Raw genomic sequence first — 26,254 nt, forward strand, 5'->3', positions numbered from 1 at the left:
TTTCCCTTATGGCGTAACTACTACTTCACGGTTCTTTTTGGTTGCTTGTTCGCGACTTCCAAGGCGAGCTGTTTGCACCGACGCCGGCCCAGGCATTCGTGCATATCCCCAAATTCCGTTTGCATCTTTCCATCCAGTAGGACGAATATGAAACGTTATACCGGTCGAAGGGTCAGTCCAGGCACGGGCGTTGCCGGACGCAATGACTGCCTCCCCAAGTGCTTTCAGTCCTTTAGAGGTTTTCTCGTCCAGCATAAAGAAAGCCTGTGTTGCACCTCCAGGCAAATATTGTCCTGAGAGCCTGGAGCCAGTTTGCTCCGCAACCGTTCCTACGACGGCCTTTGGCGGATTGGTCCCCACGACCCTTCCGACTACAACGTAGCCATCGCGGTTAAACTCGTCTAGCACTGCGGCACGCTCCCGCCACTGTCGAGCGCTTTTGGGTGGAGATCCAAGTCCCCACCAGACGCCTCCGGGATTCGTAGATGTAATTTTCTCCCCATGGGTGACGCCTTCGGGACCGAAAAAACGAAATACTTCCTCGCCCTGCTTCAATGGGCGATTTATCATGCGTCCGCTGTATGCCGCCACAGCCTCGAGATTACCGTTTTTATCGACTTTTTTAGTGAGATCGGGGTAACCTGGCTCTGGTTTGTATAATTTTTCGTATTTGTCTGGTCGTTTAGCGGGGGCAAAATTCTGCTGCCATCCTCTTTTCGATCGAGCGGGTAGGACACCATGTTCGACAAGGCGCGCTTCGTCGGTTCGGGTGATTGCGGGCTTGCCCGTTGCTACTTCGTGGAGTGCCTTCCTACTTGTGGCCTCGCCTCCGGAACGAACATATGCCTGGACCTCCCTTAGATATTGATCCAATTCCTTGATAGCCTTGGGAATCATTTCATTTCCCTTGGCCTTGAGTTGCCGCAGGCCACTGCGCAAACCGTCGATCCGTCGTAATAGGACCGACGGAATCGCAGAACCGGCCTTACTTTTGATCTGACCGAGCACCTTATACAGGTTGTTCATCAATGCCGCGAATCGTTCCAGGATCGCGGCCTGATGATCTGCAAAACGCAGCTTCAGTAACCACCGTTCAGCATTCTTGACACCTATGCGGTTCAGGAAAGCGATGATTTCATTGGCACCTTCAAGTAGCTTAGCTGCCCGCGCGGCGCCCTTCAGCGCAGCGGCTTCCTTGCAAACTTTGATGAGAATCCGGCCCACGCCTTTGACGACGCCTCCGAATACAGGGATCAAGGCAATGACAAGCACGACGAGCAGCACCCACTCCCAGACGCTTTCCCGCTTTTCCGGCTTGTCGACCAAGCCGATAACGACGGCGATAATATCGCGAACGGCGGTCACGTCGCCAACAAGCGGGATCATGCCAATTACGGCGTCTACGATGATCTGGGACAAATTTGCCTTCTCATTGAAGGCGCCCTGAACCGTACCCCAGGTCCAACTCCCGACGTCGGCGCAGATGGCACGGAAGCGACTCCAAGTGAGGCCACCCGGTGGCGTTGTGTTTGCAACTGAAGGCATATTTTCTTGCTTCTGGAGTAGGCTAAGCGGGCTTTGCTTCCGGATCCGTCTCAGTGGACAGGTATTTGTCCACCAGGCTGGCTAGCTTGGCTTCCGTTGGATTAGGGTCGTGCCCAGGCGTCGGTGTTTTGTCTTTGCGTTCAAAAGCGCCTGGCATCGGGCCAAAGCTGACCTGCACGGGCCCGGGAGGAATGCCTTCAATGACGGCGCGTCCCTGCGCATCGAGTGTTCCTTGACGTTGAGAACCGTCAGCGAACTTCGCAAAGTATTGGGCGCCTGCAAGGCCTTCGTCGTCGTGATAGCGGTGATCAAGCATTAGCGTCGAGGGCGACATCACCCCCACCGGCAGCGCCGCCAGCTCCGCCGGACTCCCCCCCGCCCCCACCAACGGATGCCCAGCCCCCTTCACCGACAACAACCCCGGCGTCTCAAACGTAATCGCATTCCCATCCAGCACGATCCGCGACGAGCCGCCGTGCAGCACCACCTTCTTCTGCGCCAGCACCTCGATGCCGTCGATCGATGACGTCACCGTCACGGCCTTGTCCGCCATGACAGCCAGCGCATCGGTATGCGCCTGGATGGAAACCGGTCCGCCGGCCGCGATCGCGCGAATGCCATTGTTCTGGCTGAACAGGCTCACGCCCTTGGCTGCCGCCGCGGCGACGGTGTTGCCGGCGCCGACATGCCAGTCCGCCTGTGCCAGGCCCAGCAGGTGCCGTCCGGCAAAGATGCTGGTGGTGGCCTGCGTGGCCAGTGCGATCGAACTGGGCGATTCCGCGACGAGCCACGGTTGCCCGAAGCGCTCGGCAGCGGTGCCGGTATCCGGGCGCTTGGCGTCCTGGTCGTTGACCCGGTCCGGATAACTGCCGTCCTGCTGCGGGTCGATGGCCTTGGTCAGCGGTTCGAAGGCTGCGGTGGCTCCCAGCGGCAGCGCCTGCTGCGAGGTGGCGGCATCGGAGAGGCGCCGGGCGGTACGCTCGGCGGCGGTGATTTGCCCGCGGGCTTCGCGGATGTCGAGCATGGTGCCGGCGGCCCTGGCCTGGACCGTGGTCGACAGCAGCAGGCCGTTGCCGGCGCGCACGATGGCCCAGGCGTCGGTGCGCAGTTCGGCGCCGGTGCCGCGCCAGGCGCCGCGTTCACCGCTGGCGGGCGGCTGCGCGATCACGTAGCCAAGGTTGAGCTGGGTGTCGGCGGCCGAGCTGGCCAGGCGCATGCGCAACTGGCCGGTGTTGTCGTCGACTACCCACTGGTTGTAGCCGCCGTCGCCGAGGTTGTGCGAATGCCAGCCGGACAGCGCCGTGTTCAGCGGGGCCTCGGTGGCGGGCCAGGGCAGGGCGTCCTGTTCGTTGTGCAGTTGCGCCACCACCATCGGGCGATCGATGTCGCCATCGAGGTAGGTCAGCATGACCTCGGTGCCGGCGCGGGGCAGGTGATGCGCGCCCCAGTTGGGGCCGGCTGCGGCGGTGGCCACGCGCACCCAGGCGGTGACCTGGGTCAGGTCGTCCTGGGCCGGGTCGGCGGCGGTGTCGGCCCGGGGATCCGCCATCGGCGCGCGCAGCCAGGGCAGGCGCACGCGTACGCGGTGATCGCGCTCGGTAGTCAGCGGGGCGCCGCCCTCGGCGATGACGACAGCGGGCTGCCCTTCGGGTGCGGTGGGCTTGGGCGTGTATGCCGGCACGATCGGGGCGTCGGCGCGAACGGCTTCGAAACGGTTGCGGTAGCTGCCGGCCTCGATGTCGGACAGGCCCAGCAGCAGCGCTACCTCGGCCCCCAGGTTGTTGGCCGCTTCATGGCGCACGGCCAGCGTGACGAACTCGTTCGCGGCGGTGTCGAAGTGCCCGGTCAGCGTGAAGCGTTCGCCGGCGCCCAGGGCGCGGACGCTGCCTTCGCCCTCGTAGCGCAGGTAGCGGCTTTCATGCGCTTGCGCTAGCAACTGCGCGGCGCGGCGTGCGGCATCGGCGTCGGGGAAGCGGTAGGTGCCGCGCGTTTCGAAGGACTCCAGCGTGGGCCATTCGCCCAGGCTTTCACTGCCGGCGTCGGCGGCGGTGGCGGCCAGCGACTTGTAGTCCCACGAGGCGACGGTGACAGCGTTGGTGCCCGCGGCCGCTTGCAGTGACCAATGGTCGATGGCGTCTTCGCGCTCGGCGGCGTCGCTGCGGTGGAAGCGGATGCTGGGCTGCGCGCAGGCGGGGCGTTCGGCCTGGTTGTCGAAGATCACCAGGCAATGGCGGGACTGGGCCTTGTCCTCCTGGCTGGATGTCTCGGCGTCGTCCTGTTGATGCTCGAAGCGATACGAGAGGCCTTCTTCCGCCAGCAGCCGCGTGACAAAGTCTAGATCGGTCTCGCGGTACTGACAGCAGACCGAGCGCTTGCGCAGCGGTTGACTCACTGCCGTGCGGAATTGGGCGAGCGGGTAGTCAGCCAGCACATCTTCGATGATCTCCAGCGCGGTCTTGTCCTGGTAGACATAGCAATCGGTGCGTGCGCACAGGCGATCAAACCAGGTGCCGACCATCAGCCGGTAGCGGGCCAGGCCGCCGTCGCCGCCGATGGCCGCGCAGCTCTGGACATAGCCGTGCCAGGCGCGGCGGCTGCCGTCGGCTAGCATCAGCCGCAGCGTGATTTCCTCGGCGGCCAGGCGTGCGGTGTCCAGGTGTGCCGACGGGCTAAGACAATCGATCTGCAGCTGGAAGGGTGCGCAGACACCCTCGTGCGCGACGAAGCGCTCCACTACCAGGTCGTCGGCGGTAAGCGCCGTCTCCAGCGTGATCTGGCGCGTGCGCTGGCCCAGCAGCCCGGACAGGGCGGCCATCGCGGATGACGGATAAGAGGACAAGGGCTTCATCGGAGCAAGGTCGCGCTAGAAGGTTCGGCATGCGGGCCTGGATGCGGCAGGACCGCCTTCGATGGCATCAACGCGGCATCAGGGCAGCGAGATGGTCAGATGCGAATAGCGCGGCCCCAGCTTGATCACCTGCGAGTAGCCCTGCAGCGTGTCGCTGGTCTGTGAGCGCAGCGTGGTCGACAGCCCCAGGAAGGCCAGCAGGGCAATCAGCGCAAAGACCGCGCCGAAGATCCACAGCGGGGTTTCGCGCTTGAGCGCGTGCGAGATCTTGTCCGGGATCGGCCATTGCGGGGCAAAGGCGGCGCGCTTGCCCTTGATCGCGGAGATCTCGTCGCCAAGGCGCGCGGTCAGGTAGGCCAGCTTTTCGGGTCCCTCCAGGATGTACTTGCCGCGGAACCCCAGCAGCAGGCACATGTGGAACACTTCCAGCGCCTGCAGGCGCGGGGCCCCTTGCGCGCGCAGTTCTTCCAGCTTGGTGAAGAAGCCTTCGCCGGCCAGTTGCTCGCCGAACAGCACCAGTTGCAGCGGCCGCCGCTCCCAAGTGCTGCGGATGCCGAAGTTGGACGCCAGGATAGTTTCGTCGATGGCGGCGCAGAACGCGTACTTGGCATCGAAGATGTCTTCGGCCGGGACGTTGAGCCGCTTGGCGCCGCGCTCGAAGTCATCGAGGAAGTCGCGCACCTTCTGCAGGAACTCCTCGGCGCTGCCCGGTTGCTGGCCATTGCGCAGCAGGAAGAGCATGAAGAAGCCGTCGTAGAGCAGGTCGAGCAGCGTGCGTGCGTGCATCGCGCCATCGGCGGAGCCCGCGGCGGCGGGGGATGGCTGGCCAGCCGGTGATGCGCCGAACAGCGAAGGCGTGGAGGTAGCGCTCATGAGGTCACCGCAATCAGTTCAAGTTTGAGTTCCCGGATGCCGGCCGGGGTGTAGATGGTGATGGTCTGTGCCTGCAGCATGCGGTCGTAGAGTGCGCCGCGCGCCTCGATGGCGAAATAGCACGCGCCCGGACGCACCGGGATGGCGGGCGGCACCTGCGGCGTGTAGGTCAACGGCACGCCCGGCATCGAGGACAGCACTAGCTTGTCCACGTCATCGGGGGCCCCGACCTTGAAGCGGCTGGGGATGGCGTCGACCAACTCGGCGACTGGCATGTCGGCGCTGACCGACAGGTAGAAGCTGGTCTTGTCGTCGATCTTGCCGGAATCGAGCCGCCCCAGATGGAACGAGGGACGGGTCTCGTCCAGCGCGATCGAAAAGTAGCGCGTGGAGATGACGGTATCGAGCAGGTCGCGGATGATGCTGTCCAGCCGCGCAAAGACGGGGCCCGGACTGTCGTGGTCATAGACCGGAAGATCGGCCAGCGTATGGCTCTTCGAGAATGTCATCAGCGCGCCGGCCAGGCGCAGCATTTCCTGGAACAGGCGCTCGGGATGCAGCTCGGGATGGTGGAACAGGTGCGCCAGTGCGGCGAAGGAGGCATTGGCCGTGTGCAGCAGCCAAAAGGACGCGATATCGCCCGAGCGGAACTCGATGATGTTCTTGGTGGGTTCGCGATGGAAACCGTACAGCGCGTTGACCTTGGCCTGGAGCGCGTCGATCAGCCGCCGCAGGCGCAGGTACAGCACCGCCGACGCGTTGATCGACAGGCTGGGGGCGACAAAGGTCTCGTCCAGTTCAAAGCTGCCGGTCGCGGTACGCCGGATGCGCACGACCGGCAGCGAGATGAACTGGTCGCGCGGCTCGGTCTCGGCCACCAGCCGCACGGCCTTCTTCAGGTAAGTGATGGCTGCCGGTTCCGCTTCGGTGAACAGGTCCGACGTTTCGGTCTGCAGGCCGACATAGCGGGATGACAGTGAGCCTTCTACGTCGTCGCGGTAGTTGCCGCCGGCATCGTGCAGCGGTTGCAGGGCCAGGTAGAAGGTCAGTTCCGAGGTGCCTGCCGGCATGGCGTCCAGCACCACGGGTGGGGGCAGTTCGTCAGCCTGGGGCGCGGAATACAGCTCGCCATCGGGGAAGAACAGCGACAGCTCGGTCACGCGCAGCACCCCGCTGGCGAGCGCATCCGTGTCGAAACTGGCATTGCGCACGCCCCAGCCATAGGGTTGGATCACTTGCGCGGTGGCGTGCAGACGCGACTCATGGTATGCGTCCTGCCGCTGGAAATGCTGGGGCCGCAGGAACAGGCCTTCGCCCCACAGAATCTTGGCGGAATAACTCACGTTTGCCTTGGTTGTTGTTGGTACCGGGCGCCGCGTCAGGTACGGCAGCCCGCGGCGGATACGAGGTTGAGGTTGCTGCTGGCCGCGGCGCCCGCCGGCGTGATGGCATCGCCGACGGTCAGCGTCATGGCGCAGGCGTGCAGGCCGATGGTCAACCCGGACTTCTCGCTCTTGGCAGTATCGAAGGCGAACTTCCAGCGCTGCGGGGCAGGGCTGCGAAACAGCGCCACCACGCCGAACGTTCCGGCCTCGCGGGTAACCTTTTCCACGATTTCATAGCGCTGGCCGGGAATTAGAGTCATCTCTCTAACTTGCACCAGGTCAGCGCCCAGAGTCTTCTGCTCGCGTTGCGGGTCGATGAAGGTATCGAAGGGCGCCTGCAGAAAGCTGGTGGGATCTTTCAGCTTGTAGAGCCGGACCACGATGGCCGCGGGCCGGTTATCGGCCGCCGCATTGAGGTTGTTGCCGGCGTACAGCTTGAGCGGGACTTCCCGCGGCGGCTTCTGTGATTCCGGCACGTTAGAGGGCTTGAGTCCTACCGCCTCCAGCGCGCCGCTGGCCGCGCCCGCCAGCAGCGTGCCGCCCACCGAGCATCCTGTCAGCACCGCGGCGCAGGCAGCCGCCGCCAGACCTGCAGCCAGCCTGGTTGGCACCGCCAGGGCGCTGCGACGCCGGCGTTGCGGTGCTGGTTCGATGCCCGGCGGCTGGCTGAATTCAATTTGGCGCATGACAGAATTTAGAAACATCTAATTCAGCAGTTGTGGACCGATCCGACAAAAACGGTAGAGAACTACCAAAAAGTACTAATGCTGACAATATCTGTCCATCTGTTGTCAGCCGTAAGCGGCAGAGTGTACTATTCCGGCCAATTCGTGTTCAACACAGTTCTAGCATTCTTGGCATTTGGCATTTTTTCCCAGCGCGAATCTCGCCAAGCCAGCCCGAATCGCCCCGCCGCAATCTTGAACTTTCACAAGAGACTCGCCGTGAACGACTACAAGCCCAAGTCAGGTATCCAACGCACCCTGGTGATGCTGGCCAGCTCCGCCGTGCTGCTAGCCGGCTGCGCAACCTCCAATCCGGGACCGCAGAGCGATGAGTCGTTCAAGCAAAGCATGTCCGAGGCCGAGGCGGCACTGACCAGCGGCCAGCGCGACCAGGCCATCAGCCTGTTCGAGCAGATCGCCAAGAACAACCCCACGCGCGAAGAGCCGTGGTCGCGCATGGCGCAGATCCAGTTCGGAGCGGAGCACTACCCGCAAGCAATCGTCGCGGCCGAAGAGGCGCTGCAGCGTGACGCCACTGACCGCAAGGCCAAGAGCGTGCTGGCGGTCAGCGGCCTGCGCGTGGCACGCCGCTCGCTGCAGGAACTGCGCGCCGACAGCGCCCTGGCTGGCGACGTGCGCTCCGACGCCCAGTTGCTCGCCCAGATGCTGCGCGACACGCTGGGTGAGCAAGTGCTGTTCCCCCGCGACAAGAACGCCGCGCCGGCGGCCAAGCCCGTGCCGCGCCGCCGTGCCGCCACCGCCAAGCCAGCGTCCGCCTCGGCGCAACCGGCGCAGCCCGCTGCGTCGGGCGGCGGCAGTGCAGACCCGTTCGGCGCCCTGCGCTGATCCTCAGACCGGATTCCGCCAGATCGGAGAGTAGTGATGGCCAAGAAAGAAAGTGTCCAGAAGCGCCTGCAGAAGGTGCGTCCCCCGCGCGTGCAACTGACGTACGACGTCGAGAAGGGCGACGCCATCGAGCAGAAGGAACTGCCCTTTGTCGTGGGCGTGGTGGCTGATCTGTCGGGTCAGTCCGAAGTGGCCCAGCCCAAGCTGCGCGACCGCAAGTTCGTCAATATCGACCGCGACAACTTTGACGACGTGATGGCCGGCATCGAGCCGCGCGCGGCGTTCCAGGTGCCCAACACGCTTTCGGAAGAAGGCGGCAAGTTTGGCGTGGACCTGAAGTTCCATTCCCTCGAAGACTTCAATCCGGAAGCCGTGGTCGAGCAGATCGAGCCGCTGCGCAAGCTGCTCGAGGCCCGCTCCAAGCTGGCCGACCTGCGCAACAAGCTGGCAGGCAATGACAAGCTGGAAGACCTGCTCTCGGAAGTGCTGACCAATACCGAGTCGCTGCAAAAGCTCGGTGCCAATGCCAGGAACGGTGGCGACGATGCTTGATAACCAGTCCGCTGCAGTGGCCCAGCCCGGCGCGGCTGTCGGCACGTTGAACCTGCTCGACGCGATCGTCGAGCAGAGCAAGGTTGCGAAGTCGGATTCCGAGCATGCGCGTGCCAAGGACATCATCGGCGAGCTGGTCAGCCAGGTGCTGGACGGGACCGTGGTGGTGTCCGACAACCTGTCGGCGACCCTGGATGCGCGCGTGGCCGAGCTGGATCGCCTGATCTCGGCCCAGCTCAGCGCCGTGATGCATGCGCCGGAATTCCAGAAGCTGGAAAGCACGTGGCGCGGCCTGTCGTACCTGGTGAAGGAAACGCAGACCGGCACGATGATCAAGATCAAGGCGTTGAACGCGACCAAGCGCGACCTGGTGCGTGACTTCAAGACCGCGATCGACTTCGACCAGAGCGCGCTGTTCAAAAAGGTCTACGAAGAGGAGTTCGGCACCTTTGGCGGCGCACCGTTCGGCGCGCTGATCGGCGACTACGAAATCACGCGCCAGCCCGAAGACGTCTATTTCATCGAGCAGATGTCGCACGTCGCTTCGGCCTCGCACGCGCCGTTCATCGCGTCGGCGTCGCCGGAGCTGCTGGGCCTGGAGACCTTCGCCGATCTCGGCAAGCCGCGCGATCTGGCCAAGGTGTTCGATACCGTCGAGTATGCCAAGTGGAAGTCGTTCCGCGAATCTGAGGATTCGCGCTACGTCGGCCTGACCATGCCGCGCTTCCTGGGGCGCCTGCCGTACAACCCGAAGGACGGCACCACGGTCGAGGGCTTCAATTTCGTCGAGGACGTGGATGGCACCGACCATGGCAAGTACCTGTGGTGCAACGCGGCCTGGGCCTTCGGCGCGCGCCTGACCGCGGCCTTTGAGGATTTTGGCTGGTGCGCGGCCATTCGTGGCGTCGAAGGCGGCGGCTTGGTCGAAGACCTGCCGACCCATACCTTCAAGACCGACGACGGCGAGATCGCGCTCAAGTGCCCGACTGAAATCGCGATCACCGACCGCCGCGAGAAGGAGTTGAGCGACCTCGGCTTCATCCCGCTGGTGCACTGCAAGAACTCGGACTATGCCGCGTTCTTCGCCGCCCAGTCGGTGCAGAAGCCCAAGAAGTACAACACCGACAGCGCCAACGCCAACGCCGTGCTGTCGGCACAGCTGCAATACATCTTCTCGGTGTCGCGCGTCGCGCATTACCTGAAGGCCATGATGCGCGACAAGATCGGCAGCTTTGCTTCAGCGCAGAACGTGGAGAGCTTCCTGAATCGCTGGATCTCCCAATACGTTCTGCTCGACGATAACGCCAGCCAGGAGCAGAAGGCGCAATTCCCGTTGCGGGAAGCCTCGATCCAGGTGTCGGAGGTACCCGGCAAGCCGGGCACCTACCGCTCCGTCGCCTTCCTGCGCCCGCACTTCCAGCTTGATGAACTGTCGATCTCGCTGCGGCTGGTTGCGGATTTGCCGAAAGCGGCAAACTCCTGACCGCAATCCCTGCGGGGGAAAGCGGGCGCAGTACCTAGCAATGCCAGGAAACTGGCAAGAAGCCTAAATAGCGATTTTCATCGAGGGTCTTTCCATGAAGGATATCTACGTCAAGTTCGGCAGCCCGGCAATCAAGGGCGAATCGCAAGACAAGGATCACAAGGACTGGATCGAGGTCAACACCTGGAAGCACAGCATCACCCAGCCGCGTTCGGCCACCGCGTCCACCGCCGGCGGCCATACCGCCGAGCGCTGCGAGCACGGCGAGATGGTGTTCACCAAGGATCTGGACGTGGTCAGCCCGCTGCTGTACCAGCACGTGTCGGGCGGCACCACGTTCGACGAGGTCACCATCGACTTCCTGCGCGCCGACGGTGAAGGCAAGCGGGTCAAGTACCTGGAAATCAAGCTGAAGAACGCCATCCTGGGCGCGGTGTCGGCCAACGTGGTCGCCGAAGGCATCCCCAGCGACAGCTTCACGCTGAAGTACGCTGCCGTGCAGTGGAAGTACACGCAGCAGAAGATCGGCGGCAACCAGGGCGGTAACTCGCAAGGCGCCTGGAGCCTGACCAAAAACGACAAGACCTATTCGGTCTGACGTTCCTGCAGTCAAGCCTTGCCGCGGCAGCGTTGCCGCGGCATTTGCTTGTTCGCTCCCATGAAAGGCTTTGAACCCAGCCTGCTCGACAAGCTCTTCGACGATGAGCCGCACGCGCCGCTGCCCAGCGCGCTGCGGCAATTGTCGCTGGAAGAGCTGAAGGCGACGGTCGCCCGCGATATCGAGTCGCTGCTGAATACGCGCATCGTCCATGAAGATGCCGATTTCAACGGCTTGCCCGAGTGCCGGCGGTCGCTGCTGACCTATGGGCTGAATGATTTCGCGGGGCTGAGCCTGGCCAGCTTCGATGACCGCCAGTACATCTGCCAGTCGTTGCGCAATGCGATCGAGCGCCATGAGCCGCGGCTGCAGAACGTCAACGTTGCGTTGTCGGTCAGCGAGCGGGCCACCAGCGTGCTGTGCTTTGGCATCAGCGCGGTACTGCTGGTGGGCCCCGCGCGCGAGCCGGTCAGCTTCGATGCCATGCTGCAGCCATCGACGCTGCAGTATTCGGTCACGCGAGGGCGGGGCTGAAGCGCGGCGTTGCGCAGGCGTGCTTTGGGCAATGAAGCCGTTGCCAGCCATCGGAAGCCGACGACCACCAAGACAGCGCCAACCACGCCATTAGCGTCACCCACCGGCCAGACAGAATGGAAGACTTGCTGCCATATTACGAACGCGAACTGGCCTTTCTGCGCCGGTATTCGCGCGACTTTGCCGAGCGCTATCCGAAGATTGCGGCGCGCCTGGCAATGTCGGCCGATGGCTGCGACGATCCCCACGTCGAGCGGATGATCGAATCGTTCGCCTTCCTGTCCGCGCGCATCAGCAAGAAGCTCGATGACGAATACCCCGAGTTTACGGAAGCGCTGCTGGAGGTACTGTATCCGCACTACCTCAGCCCGTTCCCGTCATGCTCGATTGCGCATTTCGACGTAGCCGGCATGGCAGCGCAGTTAAGCGCACCGGTCACGGTGCCGCGCGGCACGTTGCTGACCACGCGCCCGGTGCGCAAGGTGGAGTGCCGGTTCCGTACCGCCTATGACGTGACCTTCCTGCCCTTGCGCGTCGCTGCTGCCGGCTTCGAGCGGGCGGTGTCCGCGCCGTCGACGGTCAACCTGCCCAAGGGCGCCACGGGCGCCATCTCGATCGAGCTGGAATACCTGGGCGAGCAGGGCGGCTTCGATGCGCTGGGCCACAAGGCGGTGCGCGTGTACCTGGACGGCGAGCCGTCCTTCGTGGCGGCGCTGGGCGACGCACTGTTTCTGCACGTGGCCGCGGCGTATGTGGAAGAGCGCCCCGGTGTGTGGAAGCGGCTGCAGCGCGTGCCGCTGCGCGAGGTCGGCTTTGGCGCGGACGAGGCGCTGATCGACACCCCGGCGCGCTCGCATCCGGCATACCGCCTGCTGAGCGAACATTTCGGCTTTGCCGAGAAGTTCAACTTCGTCGATATCGACCTGGATCCGGTGCAGCGCGCGCTGTTGCCCGGGGCCGCCGCGCGCCGCGTGACCCTGCACCTGGTGCTGACCGATGTTCGCAGCGACAGCAACACCGCGCGTCTGCTTGAAGGGCTGGGCGCTGCCCACCTGCGCCTGCACTGCACACCGGTGGTCAACCTGTTCCGGCAAAAGGCCGACCCGATCCGTATCGAACATACCGCGACCGCCTATCCGGTGGTTGCAGACAGTCGCCGCGCGCACGGCTTCGAGATCTATTCGATCGACCAGGTGCAACTGGTGCGTGAAACCGCCGCCAGCCACGACGTGGTGGAGTTCCGGCCGTTCTATTCATTGCACCATGGCGAAGATCCGGGCCGGGCCGGGCACTACTGGATAGCCCGCCGCAATGCCCTGGTCGCGGAGCGCAGCCCGGGCTTCGAGACCGAGATCTCCATCGTCGATTCGGACTTCGATCCCGCCAGCCCGCGCACGGAAACGCTGAGCCTGAGCGTGACCTGCACCAACCGCGACCTCCCCGCGCTGCTGGCGTTTGGCCAGCCGGATGGCGACCTGACCATGGAGGGAAGCTCGATTGCCCGCCGCATCAGTTTCCTGCGCAAGCCGACACCGTCGATGCGGCTGAGCAGCGGGCGCTCATCGCAATGGCGGCTGGTTTCGCTGCTGGCGCTGAATCACCTGTCCCTGGTGCAGAACGGCCTGGCCACGCTCAAGGAAATGCTGCGCCTGCATGACCTGCCCCGCAGCGCAATCTCGGCGCGGCAGATCGAAGGCATCGTCGGCCTCGATTACAAGCCGACAACGCAGTGGCTCGCCGGCAAGCCCTTCGCCACCTTTGTACGCGGGCTCGAGATCCAGCTGACGTTGGATGAAGACGCCTTCGTTGGCACCGGGCTGCATCGTTTTATCCGGGTCATGGACCATTTCTTTGGCCTGTATGTCCACCTGAACAGCTTTGTGCAGCTGGTCGCGGTATCGCGCCGCGGCAGCAAGGAACTGGCAAGATGCGCACCCCGCAGCGGCGAATCGATCCTGGTGTAATCCGCACGCTGCTGCGGCAACCGTACCGCTTCGAGTTCTTCCAGGCGGTGCGGTTGCTCGAGCTGCACTATGCGCGCGAAGGCGCGGGCGTTCCGGAACAGGTGCTGGCCACGCGCGTTGCCTTTCGCAATACGTTGTCGCTGTCGTTCCCGCCAAGCGAGCTGCAATCCATCGAGCCTGCCACTGCGCTGAACGGGGCGCTGGAGAGCGAAGATGCCTTCGCACAGGCTTTGGCCGACGGCGCGCTGGACAAGGTTTCGATCACGCCTACCTTCTTCGGCATGCTCGGGGCGCAGGGCGCGCTGCCGCTGCACTACACCGAGCTCGTGTCGGAACGCGAAACCCTGCGCCGGGACCGCGCCGCACGCGCCTTCTTTGATATCTTCTCCAACCGCGCCACCGCGCTGTTCTACCAGGCGTGGAAGAAGTACCGGCTGCCGTTCCAGCACGAAGTCGATCGCAACCGGCATTACCTGCCACTGTTGCTGTCGCTGGCCGGCATGGGGGACAAGTCCATGCGGCGCGGCTTGTCGGCCACGGCAGGGGTCGTGCATGACGAGGCGCTGGCCGGGTATGCCACCGCCGCGCGCCACCGGCCGGTATCGGCCGCCTACCTGCAGCAGGTGCTGTCCGATTACTTCCGGGCTGACGTGCGCGTGGAGCAGTTTGTCGGCGGCTGGTATCAGGTGCCGCCGTCGCAGTATTCGCGGCTGGGCGGCACCAACAACCTGCTGGGCGCCACCGCACTGGCCGGAACGCGTGTCTGGCAGCGTGACCTGCGCGTGCGCATCTGGATGGGGCCGCTGGGGCGCGAGCAGTATCGCAACTTCCTGCCCGGCGCCGAAGGGGCGCTGGCCCTGCGCAAGATGGTCACGGTGCTGTGTGGCGCCACGCTGGAATACGAAGTCGGCCTGATCCTGCGCGCAAAGGACGTTTCCGGTTGTGAGCTCGGCGCGGAGGGCAGCGGCAGGCTGGGCTGGGATACCTTCCTCAACACGAAGCCGGCCGGCCAGGACCGCAGCGATGCCCGCTATACGCTTGCGCCCGTGCACTGAGCGCGGATCCGCTTTTCTCAGCCTCGCGCCCCCCCAACGCAATTCAGACTTACCGGAGCCCTAGCCGCCATGGCCATTCCCCTCAAGACGTTGATCGCCAAACTGAACGCCAGCTGCCGGCAGGCCGCCGAACGCGCCGCGTCGCTGTGCATGGCGCGCGGCAACTATGAGGTCGACCTGGAGCACCTGTTCCTGGCGTTGCTGGAAAACGCGCGCAGCGATTTCTCGGTGGCGGTGCGCGCCAGCGGCATCGACCCCTCGGCCCTGCAGCGCGACCTGGAAGCGGAGATCGCGCGCTTCAAGAACGGCAACACGCGCACGCCGGCATTTTCTCCCTACCTGCCCAAGCTGTTCGAGCATGCATGGCTGATTGCCTCGCTCGACTCGCAGACCACCCGCATCCGCTCCGGCCATCTGCTGCTGGCACTGCTGACGGAGCCGGAGCTGGCGCCGCTGGCGGTGCGGGGCTCGCATCGCTTTGCAGAGTTCGACGCTGAGCGCCTCAAGCACGATTTCAACAAGCTGACCGCGGGTTCCGAAGAGCGGGAGCAGGCGGTGGACATTGCCGATGGCGGTGCGGCCCAGGCAAGCGCCAACGGTGGCACTGCGGCTCCCGCGCTGACCGCTACGCCGGCACTTGACCAGTTCACCGTCGACCTGACCCAATCGGCCCGCGATGGCCGCATCGACCCGGTGATCGGACGCGACGCAGAGATTCGCCAGGTCATCGACATCCTGATGCGGCGCCGGCAGAACAACCCCATCCTGACCGGCGAAGCCGGTGTCGGCAAGACCGCGGTGGTCGAAGGCCTAGCTCAGCGCATCGCCGTGGGTGACGTGCCGCCGCCGCTGCAGGGCGTGACCGTGCGCACGCTCGACATGGGCCTGCTGCAGGCCGGCGCCAGCGTCAAGGGCGAGTTCGAGAATCGCCTGAAGAACGTGATCGAAGAAGTCCGCAAGAGCCCGCAGCCGATCATCCTGTTTATCGATGAAGCCCATACCATCATCGGCGCGGGCGGGCAGGCCGGGCAGAACGATGCCGCCAACCTGCTCAAGCCAGCGCTGGCGCGCGGCGAGCTGCGCACCATCGCCGCGACCACCTGGAGCGAGTACAAGAAGTACTTCGAGAAGGACGCCGCACTGGCGCGGCGCTTCCAGGTAGTCAAGGTCGACGAGCCCAGCGAGACCCTGGCGGCGGCGATGCTGCGCGGCATGGTGCCGTTGATGGAGCGCCATTTCGGCGTGCGCGTGCTGGACGAAGCCATCACTGAGGCAGTGCGCCTGTCGCATCGCTATATCAGCGGCCGCCAGCTGCCGGACAAGGCGGTCAGCGTCCTCGATACCGCTTGCGCAAAGGTAGCGCTCGGGCAAAACGCCACGCCAGGCGCGATCGAAGACGACCGCAAGGCGCTGGAGCGCCTGGGCGTGGAGTTGGCCGCGCTGCAGCGCGAGCAACGCGCCGGCGCCGGGCACGCGGAGCGGCTGGAAGCGCTGGAAGCGCAGCGGACTGAGCTGGAGCAGCGGGTCACCGCTGCCGATGCACGCCTGGCGCAGGAGCGCGAACTGGTAGCGCGCATCCAGGCGCTGCGCACCGCGCGGGAGCAGGGCAGCGAGGCCGATGCGGAGGCCTCTGAACCGGCAATGGTCGCGAACAGCGATGTCGTGGCAATGCCTCGCAAGGGCAGTCGCAAGGGCGCTGCAGCGGCCGCGGAGCCTGATGAACTCGACCGGCTGTTGGCGGAGCTGCGCACCCTCCAGGGTGAAGTCCCGATGGTGCCGTTGCAGGTAGACGGGCACGTGGTTTCCGAGATCGTGTCGGCATGGACCGGGATTCCGCTTGGCCGCATGGTCAAGGATGAGCTGCGCACCGTGCTGAACCTGAAGCCGTTGCTGGCCGCTCGCGTGATCGGACAGGACCACGCATTGGACGCGATCGCGCAGCGTGTACGCACCGCCACCGCCAACCTGGAAGATCCCAACAAGCCGCGCGGCGTGTTCCTGTTCGCCGGCCCGTCCGGCGTGGGCAAGACCGAGACGGCGCTGGGGCTGGCCGACATCCTCTACGGTGGCGAGCGCAAGCTCATCACCATCAACATGAGCGAGTACCAGGAAGCGCACAGCGTGTCGGGCTTGAAGGGATCCCCGCCGGGCTATGTCGGTTACGGCGAGGGTGGCGTGCTGACCGAGGCCGTGCGCCGCAACCCCTACAGCGTGGTGTTGCTGGACGAGATCGAGAAAGCCCACCCGGATGTGTTGGAGATGTTCTTCCAGGTGTTCGACAAGGGCGAGATGGACGATGCCGAAGGACGGCCGATCGATTTCCGCAACACCATCATCATCCTGACGTCGAATGTCGGCTCGTCGGCCATCATGCAGGCCTGCCTCAACAAGCCCGCGGAGGAGCTTCCTGACGCGGACGCGCTGGCCGAGATGCTGCGGCCGACGCTGTACAAGGCGTTCAAGCCCGCATTTCTCGGGCGTACCAAGGTAGTGCCGTACTACCCGATCCCGGACGACGTGCTGGTGGAGATCATCACGCTCAAGCTGGGCCGCATCCGCGAACGCGTGGCGACCAACCACAAAGCCGAATTCCAGTGGGACAACGCGCTCATCGAGGCGGTACTGGCGCGCTGCACCGAAGTGGATGCCGGCGCGCGCGCCGTCGACCATATCCTGAACGGCACGCTGCTTCCGGAAATCGCGCAGACCGTGCTGGTGCGCATGGCCGAGGGCGGCGGCGTAGACAAAATCAAGGTCACCACGGGCAAGAACGGTGAGTTCAAGTACCGCATCAGCTGATATCGGCATGCGCAGACTCGTGACATCGCGGGAGTAATTCATGGTTTCAGCGACCGACCTGGCCAAACTGCTTGGCGCCGCATTTTCGCAGGCCAACCGCTTGCTGCGCCTGCAGACGCCCCTTGGGCAAGACGCGCTGATGCCCGAACAGCTGCAGGCGGCAGAGCAGCTGGACGGCGGCGGATTCCGCATTGAGCTGACGGCCGTATCGGACAACGCCGGCATCGAAGCGCAAAGCCTGCTCGGCCAGGCAGTGCGCGTGGACCTGCTGACCCAGCGCAGCCGCACCGCGTTGCGGCCCTTCCATGGCCACGTCACACGCTTTGAGCGCGTGGGCGCCAACGGCGGGCTGGCGCGCTACCGGATCGTGATCGAGCCATGGCTGGCCTTCCTGCGCCACCGTCGCGACAGCTTCCTGTTCCAGGACATGTCGGTGGTCGAGGTGGTGGACAGCGTGTTCGGCGATTACAACGGCCAGGGCAAGCTGGTGCCGGCGTGGCGCTGGGCGCTGCGCGACGCTGCGGCTTATCCACGCCGCAGCATCGTCACGCAGTACGAAGAAAGCGACTTCGATTTCGTGACGCGCCTGCTCGCCGAAGAGGGCTTGTTTTACTACTTCGAACACGAAGCCGCCGACGGTGAGGCACTTGGCACGCACCGCATGGTGATCGCCGATGCCAACGATGTCTTCCAGGACAACGAACAGGCCAGCATCCGCTTCGGCCGCGCCGATGCCACCGCCGCCGAAGACGTGATCGACCGCTGGCAAGGCGCGCGCAGGCTGCAGACCAATGCGGTGGCCGTGGCCAGCTGGGACTATCGTGCCAAGGCGGTGCGCAGTGCCCAGGCCGGTGCGCCGACCGAGGGCAATTCAGCCGCGCCGGCCTTGCAAGACACCGACTACCCCGGCCAATACTGGTTCGAGGACGGCGAGCAGGCACAGCGCCATGCCCGGCAACTGGTGGAGGCGCTGGAAGTACGGCGCCTGTCGTTCTCGGGCGAAGGCAGCGTACGCACGCTGGCGCCCGCCAGCCGCTTCATGCTGACCGGCCACTTTGACTACGAGCGCGTGCAGGGAGATGACGAACGCCGCTTTGTCGTCCTGGCGGTGACGCACGCGGCCCGCAACAACCTGAACGAGCGCTTCCGGGGCGTCATCGATCAATTGCTTGGGGCCGGCCAGACCACCGCTGCGCCTGCCAAAGGGACTACGGCCGCCGCGGACGTGCCGTTCTACCGCAACCAGTTCACGGTAGTACCGGCAAAGGTCCCATACCGCCCGCAACAGCTTGACGGACATGGCCGGCAACTGCACCCGCGGCCTACTGTCACCGGCGCCCAGACCGCCATCGTCATCGGCGCGGACGGTCCCGTGCATACCGACCGCGACCATCGGGTAAAAGTCCAGTACCACTGGCAGCGCGGTGGCCGCTCGGCCAGCCGGCTGTCTCATCCGGCCGGCGATGACAACGCCCGTGCTGAAGCTGGTTTGGGCACCTGGGTCCGCGTAGCCACCCCGGTTGCCGGCGCCAACTGGGGCGGCGTGGCACTGCCGCGCGTCGGCCAGGAAGTGGTGGTGGAATTCCAGCATGGCGACATCGATCGGCCGGTGGTGATCGGCGCCGCCTACAACGGCCGCGGCCAGGCCAGCGCCCAGTACAACAAAAACCAGACCGGTGCCGGCAATGCAACCGGCAATGCCCCGGCGTGGTTTGCTGGCAGCAGTGAGGCTGCCGATGGCAAGCAGGACGGCGGCGCCCAGCCCAACGGGCAGCAAGGCCACGCCCACAATGCGGTGCTGTCCGGTATCAAGACCCAGGCACTCGGGAATAGCCAGGACGGGACCGGCGGCTATAACCAGCTCGTCTTCGACGATACCTCGGGACAAAGCCGCACCCTGCTATCCAGCACGCAAGCGACCTCGGCACTGACGCTGGGCCACCACCTGGAACAACGCGACAACGCCCGCCAGGCAGCACTCGGCCACGGCGCCGCGCTGGAAACGGCGGACAGCGGCGCTTTGCGAGGCGGTTCGGGCATGCTGCTGACCGCGCACGGTGCGGACACCAGCGTGCCCTTGCTCGATAGCGAGGGCGCTGCAACGCAGGTAGAAGCCAGCACTGAACTGCTGACCTCGCTGGCCGATGTCGCGCGCAAGCAAAAGGCGGATTTGCCGGACGAGCCCGCTCCGGCCGAACTTCCGGCCATCGCTCAGTTGAAGCACACCACTGAGGTCCTGCGTCATACGGAAGCGGCAGCGGATGGCAAGGCCAATGCCACTGCGTACAACGAGCCCCACCTGCAGGTCTCCGCACCCAAGGGCATCGCCGCAACCACACCCGCCGACGCGGTGCTGGTCGCGGGTACGCAGCTGACGCTGGCGGCGCAGAAGGATGCCAATGTGGCGGCGGGCGGGAATTTGTCGGTGGCGGTGGCTGACGGGTTGAGTTTGTTCACCCATGGCAAGGCTGGGGGTGAGGCCGGTGCGGGGATTGCCATGCATGCGGCGAGTGGGAAGGTGGGTGTTGCCAGCTTGCAGGGTCAGGGACGCATTGCCGCGGAAAAGCTGGTGACTGTGTCCTCGTCTCAGGGGGCGGTCAATGTGCAAGCGCAAGAGCATGTGTTGTTGAATGCTGCCGGGGCGCAGATCCGGGTGCTGGGGAATACGATCGAGGTGCATGCGCCGGGGATGACTACGTTTAAGGGGGGGCAGCATTTGTTTGTGGGGCCGGGGGGCGGTGGGGCGGGGACGGGGTTGCCGAAGGGGACATTGAAGGGATGCGATATCCAGGAAGGTGAGGCCGCCAATCTTGGTTTGGCTTCAGTTTCTCGATAATTGCGTGCGCACTGATCAAAAAACACTACCGGTTACCAATGCTATCCGACCTCGCACAACCTGGAACTTCGTTGTACTTGCAGGCGCTGGCTCTGGTGCGCGTCTTCGCTGGGCATTGCCAAGCACGAGAGAACGACGACAGCAGTGAGGCACCGATGGCGTGGCTCTTGCTCGACAGTTGGCTAGACAATCCCATGGGCGAAGCTTTCGAGGTTGACTTCCCGGAGCATGCAGACGCCAGGGTTGCTGTGCCCGATCCCTTCTTCGAAGGCAGAGAAAATAGCGCGCCTTGCCTGGTTCCTTTGCCGCAAACCATGCAACGCGAAGTACCAGATTCCCTCGCCGAGGCCAAGGCACAGCAATGGCTGACGAGCCAGGTGGCAATGGCTTGGCTCGCCGCCAGGCAGCGGATGGTTCCGCAGCCGTTTTGCGGTTTGCTACTAAGCCGTGCTTCTGGACATGCCATCGCAGCGCATTTGCTCAGGTTGGGCTTCCAGATGCGGGGAAAAGAAGAGGCCGCGCGTCTGTTCCGCTATCACGATCCGCGCGTTATGCAGCGACTCTGGAGTCACCTTTCTATGGCGCAACAAAATGCCTGGATGGGCCCGATCGATTCTTGGTGGTCATTGGTGCAGCCGTGGGAGCCATGGGATCCCGATGAATTGATAGACGGCATCCCACCAGTCACAGCGGTGCCTGCGTGGCAGAAAGTACTGAGGCCGCATACGCGGGAGGCTGACTACTCCATGTGCTCCAGCCATCTGCTGGATGACAGGCAATGGTCTTGGGCCGATGCGTCCCCAATCGCAGGGAAGGTATGGCAGACGCTGGCAGGCGATGGAGTCGGCGTAGCGCTGCAACCCGATGGATCTACGATGGATCGCATGCTGGCTCAAGGTATCGCCGTGGGTCTGGCTGGCGAGAACCTTGAAGCGTTTGTGAAAGAAAGCTGGAGAGCACGTACAGGATCTGCACCGCTGAATTGGGATCAGCCCTGGTTGCGCGAAGGCCTTGCTGCAGTCCTGCAGCGGATGGAGGCGGACCCGCAAGCGTCGTTTGGTAGTCTGCTTCATGAGTCAGTACAGGAGAGGAATACCCCATGACAGCTAGTCAGCCTTGCAAGACGCCGTGCTCAAATTGCTCTCGTACAGGGTTGCCGATCCTGTTTGGCCGGTATGGTGTTGCCTACCATTCGCAGACATCCGCCATGGAACTGCTACGTCGTTATATGCCAAAGGGTCAGCTGCAGGCTAGCCCGGGTGGCATTAAACTGGAAACGGCCGTTTACAATTTACGGATGCTGCGTGCAGGGTACCTATATTTGTGCATAGAGCGAGCAGGCGGCAAGGAATGGGAGGGCTATGCCGTACATCCACAAGGATTCCTGAACAAGTTCGACGTCATGCTACCCGCTACGGCCAGGGTGAAAGTCGCATGCGCCCGCGGGCCACGCCAGGCAAACAATGGTCTGGTCTGGATCGACAAGCCAAACGAGGTGACGAGGGTCTGGTACATGTTTCACCCGGATCTGCTGGACCCCAGGCACCTTAAGCGTGAAGTAGAGCCGAAGCTCGATACCTACATGCAGTGTTTCGACGCGAAAGGTTGGTTCGCAGGTAATCATGCGCAGAAGGACACTGCGGAGCCAGAAAAGTTGTACGCGGATATGCTGGACTATGGAGCGTTTTCCAACGAACTCAAAGTCCGCGATGCGTGCGAGCCGCTGTTGTACGGGCTTATGGGCAGCAATGCAAAAGAGCGCGGCTGGGGCGACTATCTGGAAGACGTTGAGATGCCGGTCTATTCGATCGACTCCGTCAATACAGGAGCGACGGAAACGGTGGCCATGACTGTCAAGCAGCCGACCTATGGCCTCGCACATGCAACCCGGCTACTGGCCATGCGCGAAATGCTGATGTCCGGCAAAGGGGCGGTCGTTGCCTGCGAAGACCCGCTCGGGATTACACAGGAACTTGGGCATTTACAAGCCGAAGCACAAGTGGCGTACACCGCCTGGCAGGCGAGGAGTGTGAACGGCCTTCACGAGAGTATCAACAATGAGTGGGTGTGCCAGACCGCAGTCGCCGCCCAGAGTCTCCGAAAGCTAATTAAGGAAGGCACCGTTGCTCGCACCGAGGCCGATATCAAACGGCGCATGGAGGTCATTCAGCGTATGCCGCCGATGATTTATCCTGACGAAGCAACGCGGCGGCAGCAACAGGAAATAATGTTGCGTCGGCGCGAGGAACAATTGGCCCGCGAGCGGGCGCGCGCCGCAGCTGCCGGCGAAGAGGAGTACGCCAAGTATTATGACGAGGCAAAGGGGAAGGAGATCCTTGAGGAGCAGCGCAGGCAGGTTGAGCTGGACGCCCAACGTCGCTCCAAGCTCGGTCAGGACCAAGTCGCTTGGTTGAACAGCCAGGCGTTGCTTACGGCCGCAAATTGCTACAGTGGAACTGATGACCGGATCGGCTCCGCTGGCGGCGGAGCCGCCCTATCCAAGCAACTAGCGCAAGCGCTTGCGGGGACGGAGAGCAACGGGGCCGGCCACGCATGGATCAAGAATGCAAAGCTTGTCGATGGAAAGCCGTTGTCCTTGGTGCTAACGCGGGGGAATGCCACGTTGAAGGCCGCTATGCAGGAAATCATGGGAGAGAGTAATGCGACGCTCCCGGCGGTCGAACCAACGACACCGCTGGCGGATAAGGTAGCCAACTTGCTCAAGCCTTTTGGTGCACGTGTTGCTCTGGGCGACAAGGCCTTGTCGTTCCTGGATGAGTTTCCGTCTATCAGTCAGAGCGACAGGCTGCAGAAACTGGCGTGGCCGGCGCATGTGGCCAGCCTGATGAGTGTAAAGATGGTGCAGACCGTGCAGGGGATGCCGGTAGCGCGAGCTGAAGTGGCACTAACGCGCTTTCTTTCGCTGACCGCTGTTGCAACGGTTGGCAGCACTGCCGAACGTTACGCCGCACAGCTGGCGCGCGCAGATCAGGATCGATTAAGGAATGCGACTAACGCCGCGACGGTGCGAGTTCGAAGAGGACTTTCGGCGAACGTCGCGAAGGCGGTTCCCAACGTACGTGCCTCGGCGCTCGCAGGGGTTTTGGACGTTGCGCAAGGCATCATCAAAGGGGTCCAGTTTGGCGCAAAATTGGATGCCCGAAGCGGGACCGACATGGTCGGTGGCCTCTTGCAAGGCATTGGCAGCGTCATGGATTGGCGGGCCAAGGCATATGAGGAAACGATCTATAAGAGTGTCAAAGCTCACGATTTGTTCACGGCGCCAGGAATGCGGAGTACGTTTGAAGGCCTGCAGCTACGGCATCTCAAAGCCCTGCGCGTCACGGCATTCAAGTTCCTTGCGCCGGCAGCGGTGATCTCCATGGTTCTGGACTCGATGGATGCAATCAAGTCGGCGCAGCGGCAGGAGTATGGGCTGATGTTGGCACAGATTGTCAGCGCTGTCGGCACGCTTTTTACCATAGCGGGGTCCGGAGCAAGTATCGTGGCGCTGATAACTGGTGGCGCGGCAGCCGGCATTTCGGCTGGGTGGGCAGCTGCAGCCGCAGTGTTCGGCTTGATTGGTGCTGTGGTCGCTGTGGTGGCCATCATTGCCATTTGGGCACTGAGCGATGAGCCGTGGGTCAACTGGCTGCAGGACAATCCGTTGAATAAATTACGCAACAAGGACCGTAAGGCTCCCATCCACGATAATTTAAAGGACACCTTGCAGCAACTGGCGAACGCCCAAGCCGAATTGCAGGGTGGATAAGCAGGGACGGATTTTTAAGGATTTTTATGTTCGGTCGCGAATACGAATACGCACGCGCCAGGCGCCGATCCATCGCAAAAAGCCGGCAGCTATTGAACATCGACGGACAGCGTCGTTGGCGCGTCGATGAAAATAGTCCTGCCGAGGGCGTCTTTATCCCCGGCCGTTGCATCTATGCGCAGAACGAAGCCTATCTGGAACTTGCCAACCCTGGTTTCGGCGTGCAAAGCATGGTGACGTCCTGGGCGCTGCTGGTACTGCTTGGTTGTCTGTTCACGATTTGGGTCTGGTACGGCCTGGCGCTTCACCCGCTGCTGTTTGGCAGGGTGTTTTTCCTCGGCTGGAACGAACCCTATGAATCGGCCATGCTTCCGCTGGTGATTGGGGGGTGGACGGTCATGTTGTTGTTCGTGGCCGGTTTCGTGTTTCTCGTCGTCATGATGTTCGTTGGCCTGGGTGCGCGTACCGCGTTCTTCAGCCCGTTGCGCGGCCGTGTCCGGTTCAACCGCAAGACTCGCCAGGTCTACGTATTGCGACCTGGCTATTGTGGTGGCGACAAGGTGTTCCCATGGGATCGCCTAGAGGCTGTGCTGAAGCCATTTCCCGCACGCATGGAGCCCAAAATTGTCCGCTACAAGCAAGCTCAACCTCTGGTTCTTTACCACCCTCCATTTAATGCAGACGATACATCTGCAGAAGGCGAGGACGTCATATTTATCGAGTCCGCGACAAACGCCTACTACCCGGAGGGAGTCGCAGGCCTGTGGGAGTACATTCGCCAATATATGGAGGAAGGCCCTTCGGTCGATGTGATTCCACCCAATGCCCCGGCGTCGTTCAAACAAGTGCCGCGCTATCTGCCACCTGCCTACAGCACCTATTGCGGCATGCCAAGCGCTGCACAATGCAGGTTGGAGATGGATGTGTCATTCTATCTGCCCCTGTATATGGCCCTGGCGCAATCCACTTGCTCGTGGGCGCGCTTTCCGACGGACTGGGAGAGCGATTCTGGCATTGGAGAGCCAGAGGAGCGGCCCGTGCAGGCTGGCGCTGTGATGACAGCAATGGTGTATCGCGCAGAAGGCAAGCTCGCTAACGAGGATGAGGTGGAGTTCATGCGATGCTGGGGAACCGCACAGGGCCTTGATGAGGCCATGGCGCGATAGCGCGGTTGTCTGGATTAGGACGAGGCTGATGTGCGGCCTGTGCGAACATGTTGATGGCCAATACATGAAAGAAGGTGAATACGCCGGTTGGCTGACCCGCTATAAGTTGAACCGGCCGTTACGTGAATACGAAGTAGCCGAATATCTGGATAGCAAGCAACTGGCGTCAATTCTTCCACCCAACGATCACGGCGTGTTGGCCATGAATTCCACGTTCGTGGAATATGTGGACAGACAGACACTTCCTGCAGCGCGGTCGGGCGGCCATGGGAGCAACACCATTTGTTGCCATGGGTCTGGCATTCGCCGGTCATATCGCATCAACGATGTACACACTTCGGGAGGATGGCACAGCGCGGGATGCAGCTTTCATCGCTGCCGATTGGATATTTCTCACCGCGCGGTTGGTGTTTACGCTCTGCGTAATCAAATTCATCTGGCTCAAAGACTTCTTCTGCTACACCCACTACCCAATCCGCTTCAACAGCAAGAACAGGATGGTCTACGTCTTCCGGCACAACGGTCGGGGCGGTGTGCTGACCGTACCTTGGGAAGAGCCTACTTCTACGTCGGCCGCTCAAGGCCGGCCGCTGGGAGTGAAAGCCACTACACCTTCGATCTGCGTTGCAATGTCCTGGACGATCAACGCATGGTGCGCGATACCTTCGCCGTCGGCATGGATGGCAGTACCAGCCGCGGTGCGGTAACACGCTGTGAAGATGGCCCTTGAATACGATGCCGAGCGCAGGGAGCGGCTTGGTCCAGACGGGACTGCCGCTTGATCCGATCGGCACCCGCACTCAGTGGCACACCAGCTACATCCCCCCGCGCATACACCAAAGCGCCGCACCAACAAATATGACCCACGACAGGGCGGCGCCGACGGGCAGCGATATGGCGGCGCTGCCCAGGCTCGTAACGGCGAGCCGCCGGTTGCCACGCAGCGCGGCAATCGCTGCAACGGGCAGTGCGGCGGCACCTACGAGCGCGGGAATCACCATCCTGGTCAGTGAAGGCTGATTTCCGCCGGCGATCAGCGCGAGGAATGCGGTCACCAGGACCAGCAGCAGATGATAGAGAATGAACCTGGCCCCGTCACTTCGCAGCTTTCGGATCCACAGTCTAATCTACGCGGGATAGGTCAGGGCGACGCCGAACGCCAACAGGTCCACGCTTCGAAACCTGGACTGGGTGCAACATATAGGAGTGGGTAGGTTGCAAATCCCCGCTCTGGCTCCACGCCCATGGCCTTACCGCACCTCCAACGGTACAC

At 63.2% G+C, this 26,254-nt stretch carries 19 protein-coding genes; 13 read left to right on the forward strand and 6 right to left on the reverse strand.

Annotated features, from left to right (window positions below):
• Positions 1-6: 6 nt before the first annotated feature.
• The 5 genes from E5S69_RS01800 to tssJ all read right to left on the reverse strand — a co-directional run bounded on the left by E5S69_RS01800 (position 7) and on the right by tssJ (position 7,337).
• Positions 7-1,419, reverse strand: a complete 1,413-nt coding sequence (locus tag E5S69_RS01800) for a hypothetical protein (RefSeq protein WP_236901162.1) — start codon at positions 1,417-1,419, stop codon at positions 7-9.
• Positions 1,420-1,567: 148 nt separating this feature from the next.
• Positions 1,568-4,393 (reverse strand): type VI secretion system Vgr family protein, encoded by a 2,826-nt coding sequence (locus tag E5S69_RS01805; RefSeq protein WP_171513301.1) that lies wholly within the window; start codon positions 4,391-4,393, stop codon positions 1,568-1,570.
• A 78-nt stretch (positions 4,394-4,471) separates the two neighbouring features.
• A complete protein-coding gene (icmH, locus tag E5S69_RS01810) occupies positions 4,472-5,266 on the reverse strand; it encodes a type IVB secretion system protein IcmH/DotU (protein ID WP_171513302.1) in 795 nt (264 codons plus the stop codon).
• Entirely contained in the window at positions 5,263-6,609 is a 1,347-nt protein-coding gene (gene tssK, locus E5S69_RS01815; RefSeq protein WP_171513303.1) for a type VI secretion system baseplate subunit TssK, read from the reverse strand. Before tssK ends, icmH begins: the two co-directional genes overlap by 4 nt.
• Before the next feature lie 35 nt (positions 6,610-6,644).
• Positions 6,645-7,337 carry a type VI secretion system lipoprotein TssJ gene (gene tssJ / locus E5S69_RS01820; RefSeq protein ID WP_236901163.1) on the reverse strand — a complete coding sequence of 231 codons (693 nt, stop codon included), beginning with the start codon at positions 7,335-7,337 and terminating at the stop codon, positions 6,645-6,647.
• 258 nt (positions 7,338-7,595) lie between these two features.
• Here tssJ and E5S69_RS01825 point away from each other — a divergent pair, with 258 nt between their 5' ends.
• From E5S69_RS01825 to E5S69_RS01885, 13 genes are all read left to right on the forward strand, one after another.
• Positions 7,596-8,222 (forward strand): tetratricopeptide repeat protein, encoded by a 627-nt coding sequence (locus tag E5S69_RS01825; RefSeq protein ID WP_423766608.1) that lies wholly within the window; start codon positions 7,596-7,598, stop codon positions 8,220-8,222.
• A 36-nt stretch (positions 8,223-8,258) separates the two neighbouring features.
• The gene (gene tssB / locus E5S69_RS01830; RefSeq protein WP_012355842.1) at positions 8,259-8,774 is read left to right on the forward strand and encodes a type VI secretion system contractile sheath small subunit; all 516 of its coding nucleotides are present in this window, start codon (positions 8,259-8,261) and stop codon (positions 8,772-8,774) included.
• Entirely contained in the window at positions 8,767-10,257 is a 1,491-nt protein-coding gene (tssC, locus tag E5S69_RS01835; protein WP_171513304.1) for a type VI secretion system contractile sheath large subunit, read from the forward strand. Before tssB ends, tssC begins: the two co-directional genes overlap by 8 nt.
• 94 nt (positions 10,258-10,351) lie before the next feature.
• Positions 10,352-10,855: an Hcp family type VI secretion system effector gene (locus E5S69_RS01840; RefSeq protein WP_012355844.1), complete on the forward strand. Its 504-nt coding sequence runs from the start codon at positions 10,352-10,354 to the stop codon at positions 10,853-10,855.
• 60 nt (positions 10,856-10,915) lie between these two features.
• Entirely contained in the window at positions 10,916-11,389 is a 474-nt protein-coding gene (tssE, locus tag E5S69_RS01845; RefSeq protein WP_116339950.1) for a type VI secretion system baseplate subunit TssE, read from the forward strand.
• A gap of 116 nt (positions 11,390-11,505) precedes the next feature.
• On the forward strand, positions 11,506-13,353 hold the full coding sequence (gene tssF / locus E5S69_RS01850; protein WP_171513305.1) for a type VI secretion system baseplate subunit TssF: 1,848 nt from the start codon (positions 11,506-11,508) through the stop codon (positions 13,351-13,353).
• Positions 13,317-14,408, forward strand: coding sequence for a type VI secretion system baseplate subunit TssG (tssG, locus tag E5S69_RS01855; protein ID WP_171513306.1), 1,092 nt, complete (start codon positions 13,317-13,319; stop codon positions 14,406-14,408). Before tssF ends, tssG begins: the two co-directional genes overlap by 37 nt.
• A gap of 69 nt (positions 14,409-14,477) precedes the next feature.
• The gene (gene tssH / locus E5S69_RS01860) at positions 14,478-17,207 is read left to right on the forward strand and encodes a type VI secretion system ATPase TssH (RefSeq protein ID WP_171513307.1); all 2,730 of its coding nucleotides are present in this window, start codon (positions 14,478-14,480) and stop codon (positions 17,205-17,207) included.
• Positions 17,208-17,247: 40 nt separating this feature from the next.
• Positions 17,248-20,043: a type VI secretion system Vgr family protein gene (locus E5S69_RS01865; RefSeq protein WP_171513308.1), complete on the forward strand. Its 2,796-nt coding sequence runs from the start codon at positions 17,248-17,250 to the stop codon at positions 20,041-20,043.
• A 77-nt stretch (positions 20,044-20,120) separates the two neighbouring features.
• Positions 20,121-21,146 (forward strand): DUF4123 domain-containing protein, encoded by a 1,026-nt coding sequence (locus tag E5S69_RS01870; RefSeq protein ID WP_171513309.1) that lies wholly within the window; start codon positions 20,121-20,123, stop codon positions 21,144-21,146.
• The gene (locus E5S69_RS01875) at positions 21,143-23,815 is read left to right on the forward strand and encodes a T6SS effector BTH_I2691 family protein (RefSeq protein ID WP_171513310.1); all 2,673 of its coding nucleotides are present in this window, start codon (positions 21,143-21,145) and stop codon (positions 23,813-23,815) included. The genes E5S69_RS01870 and E5S69_RS01875 overlap by 4 nt, the downstream gene beginning before the upstream one ends.
• Positions 23,816-23,841: 26 nt before the next feature.
• Complete coding sequence (locus tag E5S69_RS01880) at positions 23,842-24,981, forward strand: DUF6708 domain-containing protein (protein ID WP_171513311.1); 1,140 nt, start codon at positions 23,842-23,844, stop codon at positions 24,979-24,981.
• A 64-nt stretch (positions 24,982-25,045) separates the two neighbouring features.
• The gene (locus E5S69_RS01885; RefSeq protein ID WP_171513312.1) at positions 25,046-25,711 is read left to right on the forward strand and encodes a hypothetical protein; all 666 of its coding nucleotides are present in this window, start codon (positions 25,046-25,048) and stop codon (positions 25,709-25,711) included.
• A gap of 85 nt (positions 25,712-25,796) precedes the next feature.
• Here E5S69_RS01885 and E5S69_RS01890 read toward each other — a convergent pair whose 3' ends face one another.
• On the reverse strand, positions 25,797-26,036 hold the full coding sequence (locus E5S69_RS01890; RefSeq protein ID WP_171513313.1) for a hypothetical protein: 240 nt from the start codon (positions 26,034-26,036) through the stop codon (positions 25,797-25,799).
• Between the last annotated feature and the right edge of the window lie 218 nt (positions 26,037-26,254).

This window comes from Cupriavidus necator, assembly GCF_013141915.1.
In the GTDB taxonomy this organism is placed as follows: Bacteria; Pseudomonadota; Gammaproteobacteria; order Burkholderiales; family Burkholderiaceae; genus Cupriavidus; species Cupriavidus necator_B.